The sequence below is a fragment of the Ralstonia pickettii genome (genome assembly GCF_030582395.1).
In the GTDB taxonomy this organism is placed as follows: Bacteria; Pseudomonadota; Gammaproteobacteria; order Burkholderiales; family Burkholderiaceae; genus Ralstonia; species Ralstonia pickettii_D.
Genome location: NZ_CP104381.1, coordinates 1,503,463 through 1,522,234 on the forward strand (window position 1 = coordinate 1,503,463; position 18,772 = coordinate 1,522,234).

Here is an 18,772-nt window from a genome sequence, read left to right on the forward strand (position 1 = left end):
CGCTCAGCACTCCACGATGGCTTTCACTACGCCAGCGGCAGGGTCGAGCAGTGTCTTGAAGTGCTCGGGCACGTCCGCCAGCGCCATGCGATGCGTGTTGAGCGCGGCCGGAATTTGGCCGGCGCGCATGGCGTCGAGCACGGTCTCGAAATCTTCCGTGGTGGCATTGCGACTGGCGAGCAATGTGGTTTCGCGTTTGTGGAATTCCGGATCGGAGAACGCGATGTTGGCTGCCACCACCGAGATCAGCACATACGTGCCGGCATGCGCCACAAAGCGCAGGCCACGCTCCATGGCCTCCGGATTGCCCGTCGCATCGAACACGACGTCAAAGAACTCATTGCGGGTGAGCGCGGCGAGTTGCGCTTCATCGGTATCGCCCAGTGCCACGCTGGCGTCCACACCAAGTTGCTCGATCGCAAAGGCAAGACGATCCGCGCGGGAGTCCAGCGCCGTAACCGTCGCCCCCCGCAGCTTGGCAAAGATCATGGCAGCCATGCCGATCGGACCGGCGCCGACGACCAGCACGCGCTGCCCGGGGTGCACCTGCGCCCGACGCACGGCGTGCGCGCCAATGGCGAGAAATTCCACCATCGCGGCCTGATCCAGGCTGACGCCGTCCGCCTTGTGCACGAAGGCTTGCGGCACGCTCAGGTATTCGGTGAATGCCCCGTCGCGATGCACACCCAGCACCTGGATATTGACGCAGCAGTTTGTCCGGCCCTGGCGGCATGCGACGCAGTGTCCGCAGGACAGGTACGGCATCACGTACACCACGTCGCCCTTGCTCAGCGCACTGCCGGCCGGCGCCTGGTCGACGATGCCCGACAGCTCATGCCCCATCACGCGCGGGTAGCTCAGGTAAGGCTGATTGCCTGTGAAGATGTGCAGGTCGGTACCGCACACGCCCACGCGTTTGACGCGCAGCAGCACTTCGCCCTCGGCGGGGCTGGGAACCGGCCTGTCCAGGGCCAGCAGCGTGCCGGGTGTTTCGCAGACGACGGTCAGCATGATGCGGCTCCGGCCGAAATAGCACCGCCAGTCTCCGCGCGGTGAAGCCGTTGACGCGGTGGTGTATGGGCGTGTGGCAGTGGCAAACGATGGGTCACCTTCCGGTCTCCTTGGGTGGGATGAGGTGAGGGCCGATTGCGTGCGCGCACTGCGCCAAGTTGAGGGAAACGGTGCACGTCTCCGGCAACTGGTCATGCCAAACAGGCCTCACCTATTGGTCAGGCCAATTTAACATCTCGCGTGAAATTCCTGGAGGGGGGAAACCCTGATGCCGGAAATCCCTTGTTTTCAAGGGGTCAAGGCGCGGCGGTTAGATATTTGGTCAGACCGCTTTGGCAGGCAGGCAGAGTGGCGTAGTGCGCCCAGGCAGGGTGGCGCAGCCACAGGCGGGCCGCGCATGGGGAGGGGACTTACTGCGGGGCGTCTTGCTGAATGGCGCCCGCGATCCAGCGTTCTTCCGAGGCCCGCAAGTGCGCCCGCATAGCGGTTTGCGCCGCGATGGGGTCGCCGGCCTGCAGCGCCTTGAGAATCTCTTCGTGCTCATGCACGGCCGCATGCCAGCTGGATTCGCCCTCGGCATGATCGCGGATCGCCATGGCGAGCGGGTCATGGCGGCTGTCGAACAGCTCCGCCACAAAGCGGCTCAGGACCGAATTGCCGGCGGTCTCGGCAATCAGCATGTGGAACTGGCGGTCGGCATCGGTGGGCGACTTTCCGCTCGATGCAAGTTTCTTCATGCGGTCGATGGTGCGCTGGAGCTTGTCGAGCGTGGCCGCTGTGAGACGGCCCGTGGCCAGCGTGATCACGTCGCCTTCAAGCACCGCGCGGGCTTGCATCAACTCGGAAGGGCTTTCGCCCAGCGACGGAATGGCCGCGCTCTCGCTGACCGCGCTGGTGTCTTGTACGTAGACGCCCGAACCCATGCGGATCTCAACCTGGCCGCCAATTTCCAGGGCGATCAGCGCCTCCCGCAGTGACGGCCGCGATACGCCCAGCGTCTGCGCCAGTTCGCGCTCCGGCGGCAGGCGTGTGCCGGGCCCGAGTTTTTCCTGCTGGATCAACGCGAGGATCTGCGCGGCCACAGATTGGTAAAGCCGCTTTGGCTCAGTCTGCTTCATTGCTGTGTGATTTTGGGCGCTGACGTGACTGCGTTCAAGGGTGGTCCGAGTCTAGCATGCGCACCGCGAGGCGTTGTCTACACTGGTGTCGGCAGCAGTTCAGGGTTTGCACTAGTGGTCAGGCAGGTACGTTATAAGTGATATTGGCTTGACCAAAAAATGCCTGGCCTGGTTGAGACGTTCCAAACTGGACTTACCAGTATGTCGAGCGGAAGATCAGAGCCTCGCAACACAACGGAGACCACGATGAGCAGTGCTGATGCCGTGCCCGCGCACGTAAGCAGCTCCAGAGCGTCGATGCCGCAAGAGATTCTACGTTTGCAGCGCATCGGCAAACGCTTTCCCGGCGTCGTTGCGCTGGATGGCGTGGATCTGGATCTGCGCGTGGGCGAGGTCCATGCCGTCTGCGGCGAAAACGGCGCCGGCAAGTCCACCTTGATGAAGATCATCAGCGGCCAATACACGGCGGACGATGGTGCCATCACTTACCGCAGCGAGGCCGTGCGCTTCACATCGACCTCCGAGGCGCAGGCGGCGGGCATTGCGATCATCCATCAGGAACTGAACCTCGTGCCGCACCTGTCGGTGGCGGAAAACATCTTCCTGGCGCGGGAGCCCAAGCGCGGTCCGTTCATCGATTACCGCAAGCTCAACACGAACGCACGCAGCTATCTGCAGCGGATCGGTCTGGCTGTCGAGCCGACCACGCTGGTCAGTGCCCTGTCGATCGCGCAGCAACAGATGGTGGAGATCGCCAAGGCGCTGTCGCTCAACGCGCGTGTGCTGATCATGGACGAGCCCACGTCTTCGCTCACGGAATCCGAAACCGTCCAGCTGTTTCGCATCATCAAGGAGCTGCGCGCCGACGGCGTGGCGATCCTGTACATCTCGCATCGGCTCGACGAGATGGCCGAGATCGTTGATCGGGTGACGGTGCTGCGTGACGGCCGCCATATCTCCACCAGCGACTTCGCTTCCACCAGCATCAACGAGATCGTCGCGCGGATGGTCGGCCGTTCGCTCGACGATGTGTTTCCCGCACGCAAATCGGTGCCGACCGACGAGGTGTTGCTGCGTGTCAATTCGCTGAGCCGCGCGGGCGTCTTCGGGCCGGTGTCGTTCGAGCTGCGCAAGGGCGAGATTCTCGGTTTTGCCGGCTTGATGGGCGCAGGCCGCACGGAGGTGGCGCGGGCCATTTTTGGTGCGGAACGGCTCGATTCCGGGTCGATCATGCTGGGCCATATGGGCGATCAGCCGGTCACCATCCGCTCCCCGCGCGAGGCGATCCGGCAGGGCATTGCCTACCTGTCGGAAGACAGAAAGAAGGACGGTCTGGCGCTCTCGATGCCGGTGGCCGTCAACATCACCCTGGCCAATGTGCGGGCGATTTCTTCGCACGGCTTTCTGCGCTTTTCCGAAGAGACGGCCGTAGCGCAGCGCTACGTGCGCGAGCTGAACATCCGCACGCCGTCGGTCGGACAGACCGTGCGCAATCTCTCCGGCGGCAATCAGCAGAAGATCGTGATCGGCAAATGGCTGTATCGCGGTTCGCGCATCCTGTTCTTCGATGAGCCGACGCGCGGCATCGACGTGGGCGCCAAGTACGCGATCTATGGGCTGATGGACCAACTTGCCGCGGACGGTGTCGGTGTCGTGCTGATCAGTTCGGAGTTGCCGGAACTGCTGGGCATGACCGATCGAATTGCCGTCTTTCATGAAGGCCGCATCACCGCAGTCCTGGACACACGGAAGACCAACCAGGAAGAAATTCTGCATTACGCATCAGGACGAACCCATGCTTGAAATGACATCAGATCAGCCGCAGCCCGTGAAGACGCAGCGCAAGCAACACCACCGCGACTTGATCCAGAAGTTTGCAGCGCTGGGCAGCCTCGTGGCGCTCGTGATTGCGTTTTCTGCCACCAGCGCGGCCTTCTTTTCGGTCGGCAATTTCATGACCGTCGCACTGCAGGTCACGTCGATTGCCTACCTGGGTGTGGCCGCCACGTGCGTGATCATCACCGGCGGCATCGACCTCTCGGTGGGTTCGGTGCTGGCGCTCTCGGGCGTGGTGGCCGCCTTGCTCGTGAAGATGGGCGTGCCGGTGCCGCTTGCCATGCTGGCCGGCGTGGCCGTCGGCGCCGTGTGCGGATGGGTCAACGGTATCTGCATCACGCGGATGGGTCTGCCTCCGTTCATTGCCACGCTGGGCATGATGCTGGTCGCGCGCGGCCTGGCCCTGCAGATCACGGGCGCCCGTCCGGTCTCGGGCCTGGGCGACGCCTTTGGCGAACTCGGCAACGGTGCGCTGTTCCGCATCTCGCACATCGGCGCAGACGGCTTTCCGGACACGGTCTTTCCGGGCATTCCTTACCCGGTGGTGATCATGCTTGCGCTGTTCGTCGCCGTGTCGGTGCTGCTCTCACGCACGTCATTGGGCCGCCACATCTACGCCGTCGGCTCGAACGCCGAGGCGGCGCGCTTGTCCGGCGTGAACGTGCAGGGCGTGAAGCTGTTCACGTATGTGCTCTCGGGCCTGCTGGCCGGCATGACCGGGTGCGTGCTGATGTCGCGCCTGGTGACTGCGCAGCCGAACGAAGGCGTGATGTACGAGCTTGATGCGATTGCCAGTGCCGTGATCGGCGGGACGTCGCTGATGGGCGGTGTGGGAACGGTCTCGGGCACGGCCATCGGCGCGTTCGTGATCGGCGTGTTGCGCAACGGGCTCAACATGAACGGCGTATCGAGTTTTATCCAGCAGATCATCATCGGCGTGGTCATCCTCGGCACCGTCTGGATCGATCAGCTCAGAAACCGCAAGTTGTGAGTCGAGAAGTTCAAACCAAAACCAAGGAGTGAGACATGAAGAAGCTTTCCGTGCTGGCGGTGGTTGCAGCAACGTGCGCATTGTTCTCTGCCTATGCGCAGGCGGCGGGCGGTGAAATTGCCGTGATCGTGAAATCGGCAAATTCCAACTACTGGCAGAACGTTCAGAAAGGCGCGACGGCCGCCATGGGCAACGCGAAGGGTTACACGATGACCTTCCAGGGCCCCGCAGCGGAATCGGCCATTGCCGATGAAGTGAACATGGTCGAGAACGCCGTCAACCGGCATGTGGCGGGCATCGTGCTCGCGCCGTCGGACCCGGATGCGCTGGTACCGGCAATGAAGAAAGCTTGGGAAGCGCACATCCCGGTGGTGCTGATCGACTCGATGGTGTCCGATTCGGGCAAGCAGTACTACCAGTCGTTCCTGTCGACGGATAACGCGAAAGCGGGTGAGTTGTGTGCGAAGGCCATGATCGATGCCGTCGGCCAGACCGGCAAGATCGCGATCATGTCGTACGTGCCGGGCGCGGGGTCGGAAATTGGCCGCGTGGGCGGCTTCAAGAAATACATCGAAGCGCATTCGAAGCTGCAGGTGGTCGGGCCGTTCTATTCGCAATCGCAGATGGCCACGGCGCTGAACCAGACGACGGACGTGCTGGCTGCCAATCCTGACCTGAAGGGCATCTTCGGTGCGAACGAGCCGACGGCCGTCGGGATGGGCCGCGCACTGCAGCAGTCCGGCAAGAGCGGCAAGGTGGCGGCCATCGGCTTTGACGGCAACCAGGATCTGCAGGGCTTCGTGCGCGACGGCACGATCCGTGCCATCGCTGTCCAAAGCTCGTACCAGATGGGGCACAAGGGCATCGAGACGGTGGTCAGCGTGATCGAGAAGAAGCCCGTGCAGAAGCAGGTCGACACCGGCGTGATGATGGTCAACAAGCAGAACCTGGATTCGCCTGAGGCCAAGAACGTCCTGTACTGACCAGGCATCGCAACAACGGGCATGGCGGCGTGTCGTTCACCGCCATGCCGGCTGCATCCTTTCCTGAGCGGCGCAGTGCATTTCACTCCATTGCCGGAACGGGCCAACATCAACGTGGCCCGCGCCGGAACGCAGACGCAATGAGACTCCAAGGAAAACGCATCCTCGTGACGGCGGCCGGGCAGGGTATTGGCCGGGCCAGCGCGATGATGTTTGCAAGAGAGGGCGCCCAGGTGCTCGCCACCGACATCAATGCAGAAGCGCTGAATACGCTGGCAGAGACCGCCGGCGTCCGCACCTTGCGCCTGGACGTGACGGACGCCACTGCCGTTGCCCTCCTGGCACGCGAAGAAGCCGCCTTCGATGCGCTGTTCAACTGCGCGGGCTTCGTGCACCACGGCAGCATCCTCGAATGCTCGGAAGACGACTGGGCCTTCTCTTGGCAGCTCAACGTGACATCGATGTACCGGCTTACACGTGCGCTGCTGCCGAAGATGCTCGACAACGGCGGCGCCTCGATCATCAACATGGCCTCCGCCGGTTCCAGCGTGAAGGGTGTGCCGAACCGCTTCGTATATGGCACCACCAAGGCGGCCGTCATCGGCATGACCAAGGCCATTGCCGCCGATTTTGTGGCGCGCGGCATCCGCTGCAACGCCATCTGCCCGGGCACAGTGGAGTCTCCGTCGCTCGAGCAGCGCATTGCCGCGCAGGCAAAGGAACAGAACGTGCCGATCGACACCATCCGCGCAGCGTTCGTTGCGCGCCAGCCCATGGGGCGCGTCGGCACGGCAGACGAGATTGCCGCGCTGGCGACCTACCTCGCGTCGGATGAGTCCCGCTTCACGACTGGCACCTGCTGCGTGATCGACGGCGGCTGGTCCAACTGATTCGGTTTGATTGATTGCAGTTCACGAAGACAACACGATGAAACTCCTCCGCTACGGCCTCAAGGGCCAGGAAAAGCCCGGCCTGCTCGATGCGCAAGGGCAAGTGCGCGACCTGTCGGCCGTGATTGACGACATTGGCGGCGCGGCGCTGCTGCCCGAGAGCCTCGCTCACCTGCGCACGCTCGACATCAGCCGCCTGCCCATCGTCGATGGCACGCCGCAAGCGGGTCTGCGCCTTGGCGCCTGCGTGGGCAACGTCGGCAAGTTCATCTGCATCGGCCTGAACTACTCCGACCACGCCGCCGAAACCGGTGCCGAGGTGCCAGCCGAGCCGGTCGTCTTCGGCAAATGGACCAGCGCCATCTGCGGCCCGGACGACGATGTGCAAATCCCGCGCGGCTCGGTCAAGACCGATTGGGAGGTCGAGCTTGGCGTCGTGATCGGCAAGGGCGGCCGGTACATCAGCGAGGCCGATGCGCTCGCGCATGTGGCGGGCTACTGTGTCATCAACGATGTGTCGGAGCGCGAGTACCAGCTCGAGCGCGGCGGCACATGGGACAAGGGCAAGGGTTGCGACACGTTCGGTCCCATCGGCCCGTGGCTCGTCACCGCAGACGAGGTGCCCAACCCGCAGGCGCTGCATCTGTGGCTGGAGGTGGATGGGCATCGCTACCAGAACGGATCGACGTCGACCATGGTGTTTGGCGTGGCGCATCTCGTAAGCTACCTGAGCCGCTTCATGAGCCTGCAGCCGGGCGACGTGATTTCCACCGGCACACCGCCGGGCGTGGGGTTGGGGCAGAAACCGCCGGTCTATCTGCGTGCCGGCCAGACCATGCGGCTGGGCATCGAGGGTCTGGGCGAGCAGCGCCAGCGGACGGTGGACGCACAAGGCTGACGTCTCGCAATTCGCAATCCCGAACCGATACCCATGACCATCATCCGATCCCTGCGCGTGCTGGACGTGCGCTTTCCGACTTCGCAGCATCTCGACGGCTCCGACGCGATGAACCCGGACCCGGATTACTCCGCGGCCTACGTGATCCTGGAGACTGACCAGCCGGGCCTGGAGGGCCATGGCCTGACCTTCACGATCGGTCGCGGCAACGAGGTGTGCTGCGCCGCCATCGCGGCGATGCGTCATCTGGTGGAAGGGCTGGACCTCGACTGGATTCGTGAGGACATGGGCCGCTTTTGGCGGCATGTCACGTCCGACAGCCAGTTGCGCTGGATCGGCCCGGACAAGGGTGCCATTCATCTGGCGACGGGCGCCGTCGTCAATGCGGCGTGGGATCTGTGGGCCAAGGCCGAGGGCAAGCCGCTCTGGCGGCTGGTGGCCGATCTCACGCCCGAAGAGTTCGTGCGCTGCATCGACTTCCGCTACATCACCGACGGCATCACGCCCGAAGAAGCGCTGGAGCTGCTGCGCAAGCAGGCGCCCGGCAAGGCCGCGCGCATCCGCACGCTGGAGCAGGAAGGCTACCCGTGCTACACCACCTCCGCCGGCTGGCTCGGCTACGACGACGACAAGCTGCGCCGCCTCTGCCGCGAGGCCGTCGACAGCGGTTTCCGCCATATCAAGCTCAAGGTGGGGCGTAATCTGAAGGACGACATTCGCCGCGTTTCCATCGCCCGCGAAGTGCTCGGGCCGGACCGCGAATTGATGATCGACGCCAACCAGGTCTGGGAAGTCAAGGAGGCCATCGACTGGGTGCGCGAACTTGGTTTCGCCAAGCCCTGGTTCATTGAAGAGCCGACCAGCCCGGACGACGTGGAAGGCCATCGCAAGGTGCGCGAAGCGATTGCGCCCGTCAAGGTGGCGACTGGCGAGATGTGCCAGAACCGCATTCTCTTCAAACAGTTCATCATGCGCGGCGCAATTGACGTTGTGCAGATCGATGCGTGCCGGCTGGGTGGCGTGAACGAGATCCTGGCCGTGCTGCTGCTGGCCGCCAAGTACGGCTTGCCGGTATGCCCGCATGCGGGCGGCGTGGGCCTGTGCGAGTACGTGCAGCATCTGTCGATGATCGACTACATCTGCGTATCGGGCACGCGTGAAGGCCGCGTGGTCGAGTACGTCGACCATCTGCACGAGCACTTTGTCGATCCGTGCGTGGTGCGCAATGCCGCCTATCTGCCGCCGCAGGCTCCCGGTTTCTCCATCACGATGAAACCGGCATCGCTTGAGCAATACCGCTTCCGGGGTTGATGCGATGACGGACCCTGCGCTGCCCCCGCTGCGAATAGACGCGCACCAGCACTTCTGGCGCTATCGCCCCGAAGCGTATTCGTGGATTGGCCCCGGCATGGAGGCCCTTGCCGAAGACCGCCTGCCTGACGACCTGCTGCCAGAGCTTCGGGCGCAACGCCTGGATGCCGCGATTGCCGTGCAGGCGCGCGGTGTGCGGGAGGAGACGGATTTCCTGCTCGACCTTGCTGCTGCGCACGACTGGATTGTCGGCGTGGTCGGCTGGGAAGATTTGCATGGCACCGATCTTGAGGCCCGCCTCGAAGCCAGGAGCGGTCAGCACAAGCTGGTCGGCTACCGGCACACCGTGCAGGACGAACCGGACGTCGCGGCATTTTTGACGGAGCCCGCATTCGAGCGCGGCGTCGCGCTGCTGCAGCTTTGGGGCTACACGTACGACGTGCTGGTGTTTGGCCACCAACTGGAACCCGCCGTGGAATTCTGCGGCCGGCACGATCACCACTGGCTGGTGCTCGATCACCTTGGCAAGCCCCCGCTGGAAGCGTTCGAGCGTGACGCGCAAGCCCTGGCGCGTTGGCGGGCCGCGCTTGCGCCGCTCAAGGACATGCCGCATGTCGCGTGCAAGCTTTCCGGCTTGCTGACCGAAGCCGACTGGCGAACGGGCGTGACGGCGCGCGACGTGCAGCACGCACGCCAGTGCCTGGACGTGGCTCTCGACGTGTTCGGCCCGAGCCGCGTGATGTTCGGCTCGGATTGGCCCGTCTGCCAATTGGCGGCCTCGTACGGCACGGTGGCCGACGTGCTGCGCGTCTGGGCCGAAGAGCGGCTCAGCGCCACGGAACGGACTGACCTCTGGGGCGGCAACGCCACCCGCTGCTACAACCTGCAACTCAAGGCTTGAACCATGGATTTGCAACTGCAAGACAAAGTCATCATCGTCACGGGCGGGGCGGCCGGCATTGGCGCAGCCATCTCGCTGCAACTGGCGGAAGAGGGGGCCATTCCCGTCATCTGCGGCAAGAGCCCGATGGCGCCTGCGTTTGAGGCTGAACTGATGCGTCGCCAGCCGAAGGCGCGCTTCTTCCAGTTCGACCTGGAAGATGAGGTCGACTGCCGCGGCATGGTGGATGACACCGTGCGCGCGTTCGGGCGTATCGATGGACTCGTCAACAACGCTGGCATCAACGACAGCGTGGGCCTGGACGCGGGCCGCGACGCCTTTGTGCGGTCGCTGGAAAGGAACCTTATCCATTACTACGTGATGGCACATCTGTGCCTGCCGCACCTGAAGGCGAGCCGAGGCGCCATCGTCAATATCTCATCGAAAACGGCGCTGACGGGGCAGGGCAATACGAGCGGGTACACCGCCGCGAAGGGTGCCCAACTGTCGCTCACGCGCGAATGGGCGGCGTCGCTGGCGGCGGACGGCGTGCGCGTCAACGCGGTCATTCCGGCCGAGGTCCTGACGCCGCTGTATGAACGCTGGATCGCCACGTTCGACAACCCCGATGCCAAGCTCGCGGCGATTACATCGAAGATTCCGCTCGGCCAACGCATGACCACCGCCGACGAGATTGCGAGCACCACGGTCTTCCTGCTCTCCGCGCACGCCTCGCACACGACGGGCCAGTGGCTGTTTGTCGACGGTGGCTACACGCACCTCGACCGCGCCCTGACGTGAGGCTGCCATGCGCTACTGCCTTGCACTGGATCTGAAAGACGACGCGGCGCTCATCGCCACGTATGAAGCCCACCATCAACGCATCTGGCCGGAGGTCGCGCGGCACCTGCGCGAGCACGGCGTGACCGGCATGGAGATCTATCGCCTGGGCACCCGCATGGTGATGCTCATGGAAACCGACGATGCCATCTACAACGCCGAGCGCATGGCGCTTGCCATCGAAACGGACCCGAAGATCCGCGAATGGGAAGCGCTGATGTGGCAGTTCCAGGCTCCGACGCCGTGGACCCCCGCAGGGCAGAAGTGGACACCGATGCGCCGGATCTTCGATTTGCAGCAGTAACCGCAGTAGCAGCAATTCCGGCCGTGGCCGGCATGACACCAGAGAGGAGATGACAATGAAAAAACGAGCAACCTTGCCGCTGTGTGCGGCAGTCATATGCGCGGCGGCTGGCGCCGCGCATGCACAAACCAGCGTCACGCTGTACGGCCGCGTCGCCAGCGGCATCGACTATCAGAACAACGTCGCCCCCACCGCGACCGCGCCGGGCGGCAGCCTCTGGCGCGCCGCCGACAACCAGTGGGGGACCAGCATGTTCGGGTTCATGGGCAAGGAGGATCTCGGCGGTGGTCTGCAGGCGGTCTTCCGGCTCGAGTCCGGCTTTGGCGCAGCACAGGGCAAAACCAACGGCGATGCGCTCTTCAACCGCCGTTCGTACGTCGGCCTGTCCAGCCCGACCTGGGGCACGTTGACGGCCGGCAAGAACCTCTTCATCAGCAACGACGTCTGGTTCCTCGACCCGACCGGCCAGCAGTTCATCGGCTCGGCCACGCTCGTGCGCGGGCGCAACTGGCCGGGTGCCAACAACATCGTCGAATATCAAAGCCCGACCTGGGGCGGCTTCCAGATCGGTCTGCAGACCGGGCTGGGCGAGCAGCCGGGCTCCTTCACGAACAGCCGGCGCGATGGCGTATCCGCCGTCTACTCCGCCGGTCCGCTGGAAGTGCGCGCGATTTACGACGTAATCCGCGACGGCAATGGCAAGTTCAGCGACATCTTCAACTTCTCGAAGGAAGCGACCTTCGGCGGTACGTACACGATCGGCAAGGCGAAGCTGTTTGCGGTGTATGAAAACCTGTCGGCCCCGGATGCCGCAGCGGGCGCCCCGACCAAGGCCAACCATTATTGGCTGGGCATCAATTACGAAGTCACGCCTGCGTTGACGCTCATCGGCGCGGCCTATCGCGTGAACGTGAACCACGGCGGCGGCAACGCCAACCTGTTCATGGCCGGCGCGAACTACAACCTGTCCAAGCGCACGATGCTGTACGCGAGCGTGGGCACCGTGCAGAACAGCGCCACCGCCAACTTCTCGGTGGAAGCGACCAACAACAACCCGGCCCCGGGCAAGAACCAGCTGGGCGCCTATACGGGTATCGTTCACTCGTTCTGACGTCTGGCTTCTGACTGAGCGTGACCTCCTGATCGCTCGGCTCCTTGTCAGCCCGCACAAGTGCGGGTTTTTTTCTTTTTTGGAGTGCATGTGTGGACGGCGGGAATGGCCGTTGCGAGCGGATCTGCTGCAGATCGAGCCGCACTTGCGATGCGCTTCGTGCCTCGGCAACCTTTGTGCAACTGGCGTAAGATGCCCGCTCGATTTTCGATCGCTGCGTGCGGCACCCAAGCAACATGAACCTTCCGCTCTTACTCAATATCGCGACGTTCGTCGTCATCCTGATCGCCCTCGGCCGTGTGAACGCGAGCTGGAGTCTGGCCAAGCGTGTGCTGCTGGGCATGGTGCTGGGCATCCTGTTCGGACTGGCGCTGCACCTGATCTATGGTGACGACAGCGCGACGCTCAAGCAGTCGATCTCGTGGTTCAGCATCGTTGGCGGCGGCTACATTCAGTTGCTGCAGATGATCGTCATGCCGCTCGTGCTGGTGTCAGTGCTGAACTCGGTGGCCAAGCTCAACAGCACGGCGTCGCTCGGCAAGATCAGCGTGCTGACGATCGGCACGTTGCTGCTCACAACGCTCATTTCAGCGCTGGTCGGCGTGTTCGTCACGCACCTGTTTGGGCTGACGGCGCAAGGACTGGTGCAGGGCGCGCAGGAAACCGCCCGGCTGACCGCCATCCAGGACAACTATGTCGGCAAGGTGGCCGACCTGTCGGTGCCGCAGCTGGTGCAGTCCTTCATTCCGAAGAACCCCTTTGCCGAGCTGACCGGCGCCAAGCCGACGTCCATCATCGGCGTGGTGATCTTCGCGGCGTTCCTGGGCGTGGCTGCGTTGAACCTGCTGAAGGATGATGCGGTAAAAGGCGAGCGCGTGCTGACCGCCATCGACACCGCGCAGGCCTGGGTGATGAAGCTTGTGCGGCTCGTCATTCGCCTGACCCCTTACGGCGTGCTGGCGCTCATGACGAACGTGGTGGCCGTGTCCAACGTGCAGGACATCATCAAGCTCGGGGGGTTCGTCGTGGCGTCTTACCTGGGCCTGGCCATCATGTTCGGCGTGCATGCTGTGCTGCTCACGCTTAATGGCATCAATCCGCTCCGCTTCTTCCGCAAGGTCTGGCCGGCGCTGTCGTTCGCGTTCACGAGCCGGTCCAGTGCCGCGACCATTCCGCTGAGCATCGAGGCGCAGACGCGGCGCATTGGTGTGCCGGAATCGATTGCCAGTTTCGCCGCATCGTTTGGCACGACCATTGGCCAGAACGGCTGCGCGGGCCTGTATCCCGCCATGCTGGCAGTGATGGTGGCGCCCACCGTGGGCATCAACCCGTTCGATCCTGTATGGATTGCAACGCTCGTGGCGGTGGTCACGCTCAGCTCGGTGGGCGTGGCGGGTGTGGGCGGCGGCGCCACGTTTGCAGCGTTGATCGTGCTGCCGGCGATGGGCTTGCCGGTGACGCTCGTGGCACTGCTGATCTCCATCGAACCGCTGATCGACATGGGCCGTACCGCGCTCAACGTCAACGGCTCGATGACCGCCGGGACGATCACCAGCCAGTTGCTCGGGCAGACCGATCGCAGTGTCTTCGATGCTGCCGATGACGTGGAGATGGCACACCGCTGATCTGCGCGTCGAAATAAAAAATGCCGGCCATGGGGTCGGCATTTTTTTTTTGAGCGCAGGGCGGCTCAGTCGGGCGTCTGCGCCAGCTCGGTTAGCAGTTCCATGAACGCGCTGGCCAGTTCGCTGGGCGTGGCGGCGCTTCTGCGCAGCAGGCCGACGGGTTCCTTGGTGCCCGACGTGGCAATGTTCAGACGGGCAAGTTGACCGTGCGCCATGTCGTCGCCCGCTGCGCGCTCGGGGGTGATCCACACCGCATCGGATCGGCACGCCAGCAACCGTGCGACGGACACCGAAAGCGTTTCCGTCACGCCCGCCGGCAAGCGCAGCCCGTGCGTCTGGAACAGCGCTTCGGTGTGATGGCGCGGCACCGTGCCCGGCGTGGCGATCACCAGCGGGTAATCCAGCACCGCCTGCAGCGAGGCCGACGCGCCCGGCAGCGTCAGCAGCGGATGCCCGGGCCGCACGACCAGCGCCAGCGGCTCTGCATACAGCAACTCGAACGACAGCCCCTGCATGCGGTCGGGCTCGGCCATGCGCCCGACGATGAAATCGAGTTCGCCGGCCTTGAGCGCGGTCAGCAGCTCGACATTGGTGCCGGTGCGCAGCCGCACGCCGGCATGCGGGCGCTGTGTGTGCAGGCGGGCAATCGCCTGCGGCAGGAGGCTGCTGGCCACCGTCGGCAGGGCGCCCACATGCACGACCGGCGCGGAAGCGTCCGTCGATCCCATCAGCGCGGCGGTGGCCGATTCCAGCGCCTGCGTCACGCCCACTGCATGCCGAAGGAATTGCTCGCCGGCCGCGGTGAGCCGTGCGCCTTGCCGGCCGCGTTCCACGAGTTGCACACCGGCAAGCGCTTCCAGTTCGCCCAGCGTTTTCGATACCGCCGGCTGGCTCAGATGCAAACGTTCGGCGGCGCGCCGGAGATTGCGCTCCTGCGCGATGGCGACAAAGCAGCTCAGATGGCGAAAGCGGATGCGGGACGGCAAGTCCACTGAGAAGGTACTTTCCATAACGTGGAGTTATCGATTTTCCGATAAGAAGTCAATTTACTTCACTTTTTGTCGGCGATACAGTCTCTGGACGATTTCATAAGGAGACGCCCCATGACCCTGCCGCTTTCCGGCACCGGCGAATTCGCCCAGCGCGACACCGCGCAGCACCCGCCCGCACTCACTCCCGGCTACAAGACCAGCGTGCTGCGCTCGCCGCGCAACGCGCTCATCTCCACTCTGAATACGCTGTCCGAGACCACCGCTCCGGTGTTCCATGCCGACGACCTGGGCGCGCTCGACAACGATCTGATCCTCAACTACGCCAAGGAAGGCTTGCCGATCGGCGAGCGCATCATCGTTCACGGCTACGTGCGCGACGAGTTCGGCCGCCCCGTGCCGAACGCGCTGGTGGAGGTGTGGCAGGCCAACGCCGGCGGCCGCTACCGCCACAAGAAAGACCAGTACATCGCGCCGATCGACCCGAACTTTGGCGGCTGCGGCCGCATGCTGACGGATGCCAACGGTTACTACGTCTATCGCACCATCAAGCCGGGCCCGTATCCGTGGCGCAACCGCATCAACGACTGGCGCCCGTCGCACATCCATTACTCGCTCTCGGGCGATGGCTGGGCCCAGCGCCTGATCACGCAGATGTACTTCGAGGGCGACCCGATGATCGCGCAGTGCCCGATCATCAAGACCATCCCGAGCGAAGAGCAGGTGCGCGGTCTGATCGCGCTGCACGACACGGCCAACCACGTGCCGCTTGACAGCCGCTGCTACCGCTTCGACATCACGCTGCGCGGCCGCCGTGCCACGCATTTCGAAAACGCCGTGCCCGCCCTGCAAGGAGCCAAGTGATGACCACGACCACACTGCGTGAATCGATCGAACGTGCGCAGGCAACGGCCATGACGACAACGCCGCCGTTCGCGCATTTCAACGAGACCGCTTCGCAGACGGGCGGCCCCTACGTGCACATTGGCCTTGCACCGCGCCAGGCCGGCTTCGACATCTACAACAAGGAATTCGGCAGCGTCCTGACGACGCCCGCCACACGCGGCGAACGCATCGCGCTGGAAGGCCGCGTCTACGATGGCTCGGGCTCGCTCGTGCGCGATGTGCTGATCGAGATCTGGCAAGCCAATGCCGACGGCAAATACGCCCATCCGGCCGATCGACAAGATAAACCTGTCGACCCGGCATTCCGTGGCTGGGGCCGCGCCGGGGCGGATTTCGATACGGGCGTCTATCGTTTCGATACCATCAAGCCGGGCGCCGTGGCCGGCCGCAGCGGTACCACGCAGGCACCGCACATCTGCATGATCCTGTTTGCGCGCGGCATCAACCTCGGCCTGCATACGCGCGTGTACTTCAGCGATGAGGCCGCAGCCAACGGCACGGACCCGGTGCTGAATGGCATCGAGTGGGAAGTGCGCCGCAAGACGCTGATTGCACAGCGCAGCGAGCGTAACGGCGAGGTGGTCTACACCTTCGACGTACGCTTGCAAGACACGCCGGATGGCGGCGCGGAGACAGTGTTCTTCGATATCTGATCGCGGCATCACATCCGAGAGGCCACGCCCGGCAGGTTCGCCCCGTCGGGCGTTGTTTTTTTCGCCGCCATCGAGACTTTCAGCGTGACGTCATGCGGGCGTCGATAATGGGTGGATCGCCAGCCCGGCGTTTGACGACCCTGCCGTGACCCAGCTCACCCTTCCCGGATTCGAAGCCACCCCGCAATTGCCCGCGCATCGCCTGTTTCTGGCGATCAAGCCTGACGTGGATACCGCCGAGCGCATCGCGCGGCTGATCCAGCAATTGCGGCCCGTCGTGGGTTTCAAGGGCAAGGCGCTGCGTACAGAGCGCCTGCATGTCACGCTGCATCATCTGGGCGATTTCGTTCATCTGCCGCCTGAGGATGTCGTGGCGCGTGTGCGTGCAGCGGCAGACAGCCTGGCCATGCCCGCGTTCGACGCCACGTTCAACCAGGTGGTAAGCCTGCATGGCCGGCGCGATCATCGGCCGTTTGTGTTGCTGGGCGATGAGGGCGTGGGCGGCCTGATGGCGTTTCAGGCCGCGCTCGGCGAGGCGCTCGAGCATGCTGCAGTGCCGGTGCAGCGCGGGCCGTTCAAGCCGCACATTACACTGTTGTATGACCGCGGAGGCTTTGCGGCGAAGGCAGTCGAGCCCATCACTTGGACCGTACGCGAGTTCGCTTTCATCCATAGCTGGCTCGGCAAGACGCGCTACGACGAACTCGGCCGCTGGGCGCTCAAAGGCTGAGCGCCACGTCGTTACGCACAGCCGTCCGGGCCGCAGACGGGGCCATCGGCTTCGCTCGCAGGGGCAAGCGTGCCGATGTGCTGTGTCAGCGCCTGCACCCAGGATTCCGGCTTGCCAAGCCACGGGCCGATGTCGATGATGCCCAGTTGGCCATCCGCATCTTCCAGCGCAAACGTCGGAAAACCCTGTCCGCCAACACGGTCGAGCCATTGCCGGCTCTGCGCGATGTGCTGCTGCGTGAGCGCGCCGGTCTGTCGCGCGTATTCCGCGTCGAATGCTTCGGGGGATAGGCCGATCTCTGCTGCGAGCTCGCGCAGTACCGCCGCATCGGCAATGCGCCGGCCTTCTTCGTAATGCGCGCGTTGAACGCGATGGATCATGTCGAGCCCGCAGCCGCCGAGCGCCTCCGCCGCAAGGACCGCCGTAATGGGCGGCTCCGAATCCATCACTGCCGTGGTGTCGCGCAACAGACCTTTAAAGTAGGGCTCGCCGAATGGCTGGCCGGTCAACTCGGCAATGCGGTGGTCGTGCGGCATCACATAGTCGCGCCATTGGGGCGTGACCGTACGGCGATTCGGGCCGGCAAGCATGCCGCCGCCGTGGAAGGCAATCGTGAGGCCCGACACCGTGCGCGCGGCCTCCACCAGCGGTGCGGCACCGTAGCACCAGCCGCACAGCGGGTCGTAGATGTAATGCAACGTCGTCATGTTGTTTCCTCGGTGGCAGACCAGCTTACTGCGGCCACTTCATTTCGCCCTTGATGACCTTCGCGCTCAGTTCCAGCGATGCATCTCCACCCAGCGTCGGATACGCCGCCTTCATCGCCTTGATCAGCTCCGCCGAGCTGTCGGCCTTTGCAGCTTGCAGTTCGAAGGTCTTCAGGTAGTCCGCCGTAAAGCGTACCGCGTCCAGCCCCTTTGGCATTGCACCCGTGAAGTGACCGGGCACTACGGTCGTCGGCTTGAGCGCTGTGATGTTGTCCAGCGTCTGCAACCAGCCCAGGCGCGATTCGCGCGTCTGCGTGTCGGCCACCCAAACGTGGTCGCCGCTGTTGACGACCACGCCGCCGGCCACGGTCTTGATCGAAGGGATCCACAGATACGTGCGTGCCGCGTCCGGGCCGTTCAGTCCCTTGATCTCGATGGTGCGGCCTTCCAGCGTGAGGTGGTCGGCGTTCAGCACGTCGGGCAGCACGAGCGTCTTGGGCGCGTTGTCCTTCAGGATCGGGCCCCAGTAGGCGAGCTTGCCGTCCATCGATGCCTTGATGGCCGCAACGGTCTGCGGGGTGGCGACGATCTTCGCTCGCGGGAATGCCGCACGGATGACATCGAGCCCGAAGTAATAGTCCGGATCGCTCTGGCTGATGTAGACGGTGGTGAGCGTCTTGCCGCTGGCCTTGAGTTTCTGCACGAGGGCTTCCGCATCGCTGCGCTGGAATTGCGCGTCAATCAGGATGGCTTCGTGCGCACCGCTGATGATTTCCGACGACACCGGGAAGATGCCCTTGGCACCGGGGTTGTAAACCTCAAGATGCAATGGCGCCGGCGCGGCAGCGTGGGCAACAGGACCGGCGCTGACAAGGCCGGCGGCAAGCAACGTGCGGAGCAGGGACATCGGGGTTCTCCAGTCGGATGAAATGCGTGCAATGTCGCCACTGTAGGTTGCTTGATTCGATCAAAAAACCACCTAAGATGCG

General features: G+C 64.0%; 19 protein-coding genes. 14 read left to right on the forward strand and 5 right to left on the reverse strand.

Annotated features, from left to right (window positions below):
* Positions 1-3: 3 nt before the first annotated feature.
* Both N5B55_RS07255 and N5B55_RS07260 read right to left on the reverse strand, forming a co-directional pair.
* Complete coding sequence (locus N5B55_RS07255; RefSeq protein WP_304539612.1) at positions 4-1,011, reverse strand: zinc-binding alcohol dehydrogenase family protein; 1,008 nt, start codon at positions 1,009-1,011, stop codon at positions 4-6.
* A 410-nt stretch (positions 1,012-1,421) separates the two neighbouring features.
* Positions 1,422-2,129, reverse strand: coding sequence for a FadR/GntR family transcriptional regulator (locus N5B55_RS07260; protein ID WP_065854900.1), 708 nt, complete (start codon positions 2,127-2,129; stop codon positions 1,422-1,424).
* Between the two features lie 297 nt (positions 2,130-2,426).
* Between N5B55_RS07260 and N5B55_RS07265 the strand changes: the two genes are divergently transcribed.
* The 11 genes from N5B55_RS07265 to N5B55_RS07315 all read left to right on the forward strand — a co-directional run bounded on the left by N5B55_RS07265 (position 2,427) and on the right by N5B55_RS07315 (position 13,798).
* Positions 2,427-3,932: a sugar ABC transporter ATP-binding protein gene (locus tag N5B55_RS07265; RefSeq protein WP_369812429.1), complete on the forward strand. Its 1,506-nt coding sequence runs from the start codon at positions 2,427-2,429 to the stop codon at positions 3,930-3,932.
* A complete protein-coding gene (locus N5B55_RS07270) occupies positions 3,925-4,956 on the forward strand; it encodes an ABC transporter permease (RefSeq protein ID WP_027677438.1) in 1,032 nt (343 codons plus the stop codon). Before N5B55_RS07265 ends, N5B55_RS07270 begins: the two co-directional genes overlap by 8 nt.
* Before the next feature lie 35 nt (positions 4,957-4,991).
* Positions 4,992-5,939: an ABC transporter substrate-binding protein gene (locus tag N5B55_RS07275; protein WP_304539614.1), complete on the forward strand. Its 948-nt coding sequence runs from the start codon at positions 4,992-4,994 to the stop codon at positions 5,937-5,939.
* Between the two features lie 140 nt (positions 5,940-6,079).
* Positions 6,080-6,829, forward strand: coding sequence for an SDR family oxidoreductase (locus N5B55_RS07280; RefSeq protein WP_304539615.1), 750 nt, complete (start codon positions 6,080-6,082; stop codon positions 6,827-6,829).
* Between the two features lie 37 nt (positions 6,830-6,866).
* Positions 6,867-7,727, forward strand: a complete 861-nt coding sequence (locus tag N5B55_RS07285; RefSeq protein ID WP_304539616.1) for a fumarylacetoacetate hydrolase family protein — start codon at positions 6,867-6,869, stop codon at positions 7,725-7,727.
* A 33-nt stretch (positions 7,728-7,760) separates the two neighbouring features.
* Positions 7,761-9,038, forward strand: coding sequence for an L-fuconate dehydratase (locus N5B55_RS07290; RefSeq protein ID WP_304539617.1), 1,278 nt, complete (start codon positions 7,761-7,763; stop codon positions 9,036-9,038).
* 19 nt (positions 9,039-9,057) lie between these two features.
* Positions 9,058-9,939, forward strand: a complete 882-nt coding sequence (locus tag N5B55_RS07295; protein ID WP_304539773.1) for an amidohydrolase family protein — start codon at positions 9,058-9,060, stop codon at positions 9,937-9,939.
* 3 nt (positions 9,940-9,942) lie between these two features.
* Entirely contained in the window at positions 9,943-10,719 is a 777-nt protein-coding gene (locus N5B55_RS07300) for an SDR family oxidoreductase (protein ID WP_304539618.1), read from the forward strand.
* Positions 10,720-10,726: 7 nt separating this feature from the next.
* Positions 10,727-11,062, forward strand: a complete 336-nt coding sequence (locus N5B55_RS07305) for an L-rhamnose mutarotase (protein ID WP_304539619.1) — start codon at positions 10,727-10,729, stop codon at positions 11,060-11,062.
* Positions 11,063-11,117: 55 nt separating this feature from the next.
* Positions 11,118-12,173, forward strand: a complete 1,056-nt coding sequence (locus tag N5B55_RS07310) for a porin (protein WP_178960682.1) — start codon at positions 11,118-11,120, stop codon at positions 12,171-12,173.
* 236 nt (positions 12,174-12,409) lie between these two features.
* Positions 12,410-13,798, forward strand: a complete 1,389-nt coding sequence (locus N5B55_RS07315; protein ID WP_154208381.1) for an L-cystine transporter — start codon at positions 12,410-12,412, stop codon at positions 13,796-13,798.
* A gap of 65 nt (positions 13,799-13,863) precedes the next feature.
* Here N5B55_RS07315 and pcaQ read toward each other — a convergent pair whose 3' ends face one another.
* Positions 13,864-14,808, reverse strand: a complete 945-nt coding sequence (gene pcaQ, locus N5B55_RS07320) for a pca operon transcription factor PcaQ (RefSeq protein WP_304539620.1) — start codon at positions 14,806-14,808, stop codon at positions 13,864-13,866.
* A 93-nt stretch (positions 14,809-14,901) separates the two neighbouring features.
* Between pcaQ and pcaH the strand changes: the two genes are divergently transcribed.
* The 3 genes from pcaH to thpR all read left to right on the forward strand — a co-directional run bounded on the left by pcaH (position 14,902) and on the right by thpR (position 17,076).
* Positions 14,902-15,651: a protocatechuate 3,4-dioxygenase subunit beta gene (pcaH, locus tag N5B55_RS07325; protein WP_004626742.1), complete on the forward strand. Its 750-nt coding sequence runs from the start codon at positions 14,902-14,904 to the stop codon at positions 15,649-15,651.
* Positions 15,651-16,346, forward strand: a complete 696-nt coding sequence (gene pcaG, locus N5B55_RS07330; protein WP_304539621.1) for a protocatechuate 3,4-dioxygenase subunit alpha — start codon at positions 15,651-15,653, stop codon at positions 16,344-16,346. Before pcaH ends, pcaG begins: the two co-directional genes overlap by 1 nt.
* A 145-nt stretch (positions 16,347-16,491) precedes the next feature.
* Positions 16,492-17,076 carry an RNA 2',3'-cyclic phosphodiesterase gene (gene thpR / locus N5B55_RS07335; protein ID WP_304539622.1) on the forward strand — a complete coding sequence of 195 codons (585 nt, stop codon included), beginning with the start codon at positions 16,492-16,494 and terminating at the stop codon, positions 17,074-17,076.
* 11 nt (positions 17,077-17,087) lie between these two features.
* On the opposite strand, the gene N5B55_RS07340 is transcribed toward thpR, so the two are convergent.
* The gene (locus N5B55_RS07340; RefSeq protein ID WP_304539623.1) at positions 17,088-17,783 is read right to left on the reverse strand and encodes a DsbA family protein; all 696 of its coding nucleotides are present in this window, start codon (positions 17,781-17,783) and stop codon (positions 17,088-17,090) included.
* A 25-nt stretch (positions 17,784-17,808) separates the two neighbouring features.
* Positions 17,809-18,690, reverse strand: a complete 882-nt coding sequence (locus N5B55_RS07345) for an MBL fold metallo-hydrolase (RefSeq protein ID WP_304539624.1) — start codon at positions 18,688-18,690, stop codon at positions 17,809-17,811.
* Positions 18,691-18,772: the final 82 nt, after the last annotated feature.

Excerpts from the sequence above, each read along its gene's own strand:
- N5B55_RS07255 (WP_304539612.1), bottom strand. The coding sequence starts at position 1,011 with ATGCTGACCGTCGTCTGCGAAACACCCGGCACGCTGCTGGCCCTGGAC.
- N5B55_RS07260 (WP_065854900.1), bottom strand. The coding sequence starts at position 2,129 with ATGAAGCAGACTGAGCCAAAGCGGCTTTACCAATCTGTGGCCGCGCAG.
- N5B55_RS07265 (WP_369812429.1), top strand. The coding sequence starts at position 2,427 with ATGCCGCAAGAGATTCTACGTTTGCAGCGCATCGGCAAACGCTTTCCC.
- N5B55_RS07270 (WP_027677438.1), top strand. The coding sequence starts at position 3,925 with ATGCTTGAAATGACATCAGATCAGCCGCAGCCCGTGAAGACGCAGCGC.
- N5B55_RS07275 (WP_304539614.1), top strand. The coding sequence starts at position 4,992 with ATGAAGAAGCTTTCCGTGCTGGCGGTGGTTGCAGCAACGTGCGCATTG.
- N5B55_RS07280 (WP_304539615.1), top strand. The coding sequence starts at position 6,080 with ATGAGACTCCAAGGAAAACGCATCCTCGTGACGGCGGCCGGGCAGGGT.
- N5B55_RS07285 (WP_304539616.1), top strand. The coding sequence starts at position 6,867 with ATGAAACTCCTCCGCTACGGCCTCAAGGGCCAGGAAAAGCCCGGCCTG.
- N5B55_RS07290 (WP_304539617.1), top strand. The coding sequence starts at position 7,761 with ATGACCATCATCCGATCCCTGCGCGTGCTGGACGTGCGCTTTCCGACT.
- N5B55_RS07300 (WP_304539618.1), top strand. The coding sequence starts at position 9,943 with ATGGATTTGCAACTGCAAGACAAAGTCATCATCGTCACGGGCGGGGCG.
- N5B55_RS07305 (WP_304539619.1), top strand. The coding sequence starts at position 10,727 with ATGCGCTACTGCCTTGCACTGGATCTGAAAGACGACGCGGCGCTCATC.
- N5B55_RS07310 (WP_178960682.1), top strand. The coding sequence starts at position 11,118 with ATGAAAAAACGAGCAACCTTGCCGCTGTGTGCGGCAGTCATATGCGCG.
- N5B55_RS07315 (WP_154208381.1), top strand. The coding sequence starts at position 12,410 with ATGAACCTTCCGCTCTTACTCAATATCGCGACGTTCGTCGTCATCCTG.
- pcaQ (WP_304539620.1), bottom strand. The coding sequence starts at position 14,808 with ATGGAAAGTACCTTCTCAGTGGACTTGCCGTCCCGCATCCGCTTTCGC.
- pcaH (WP_004626742.1), top strand. The coding sequence starts at position 14,902 with ATGACCCTGCCGCTTTCCGGCACCGGCGAATTCGCCCAGCGCGACACC.
- pcaG (WP_304539621.1), top strand. The coding sequence starts at position 15,651 with ATGACCACGACCACACTGCGTGAATCGATCGAACGTGCGCAGGCAACG.
- N5B55_RS07340 (WP_304539623.1), bottom strand. The coding sequence starts at position 17,783 with ATGACGACGTTGCATTACATCTACGACCCGCTGTGCGGCTGGTGCTAC.
- N5B55_RS07345 (WP_304539624.1), bottom strand. The coding sequence starts at position 18,690 with ATGTCCCTGCTCCGCACGTTGCTTGCCGCCGGCCTTGTCAGCGCCGGT.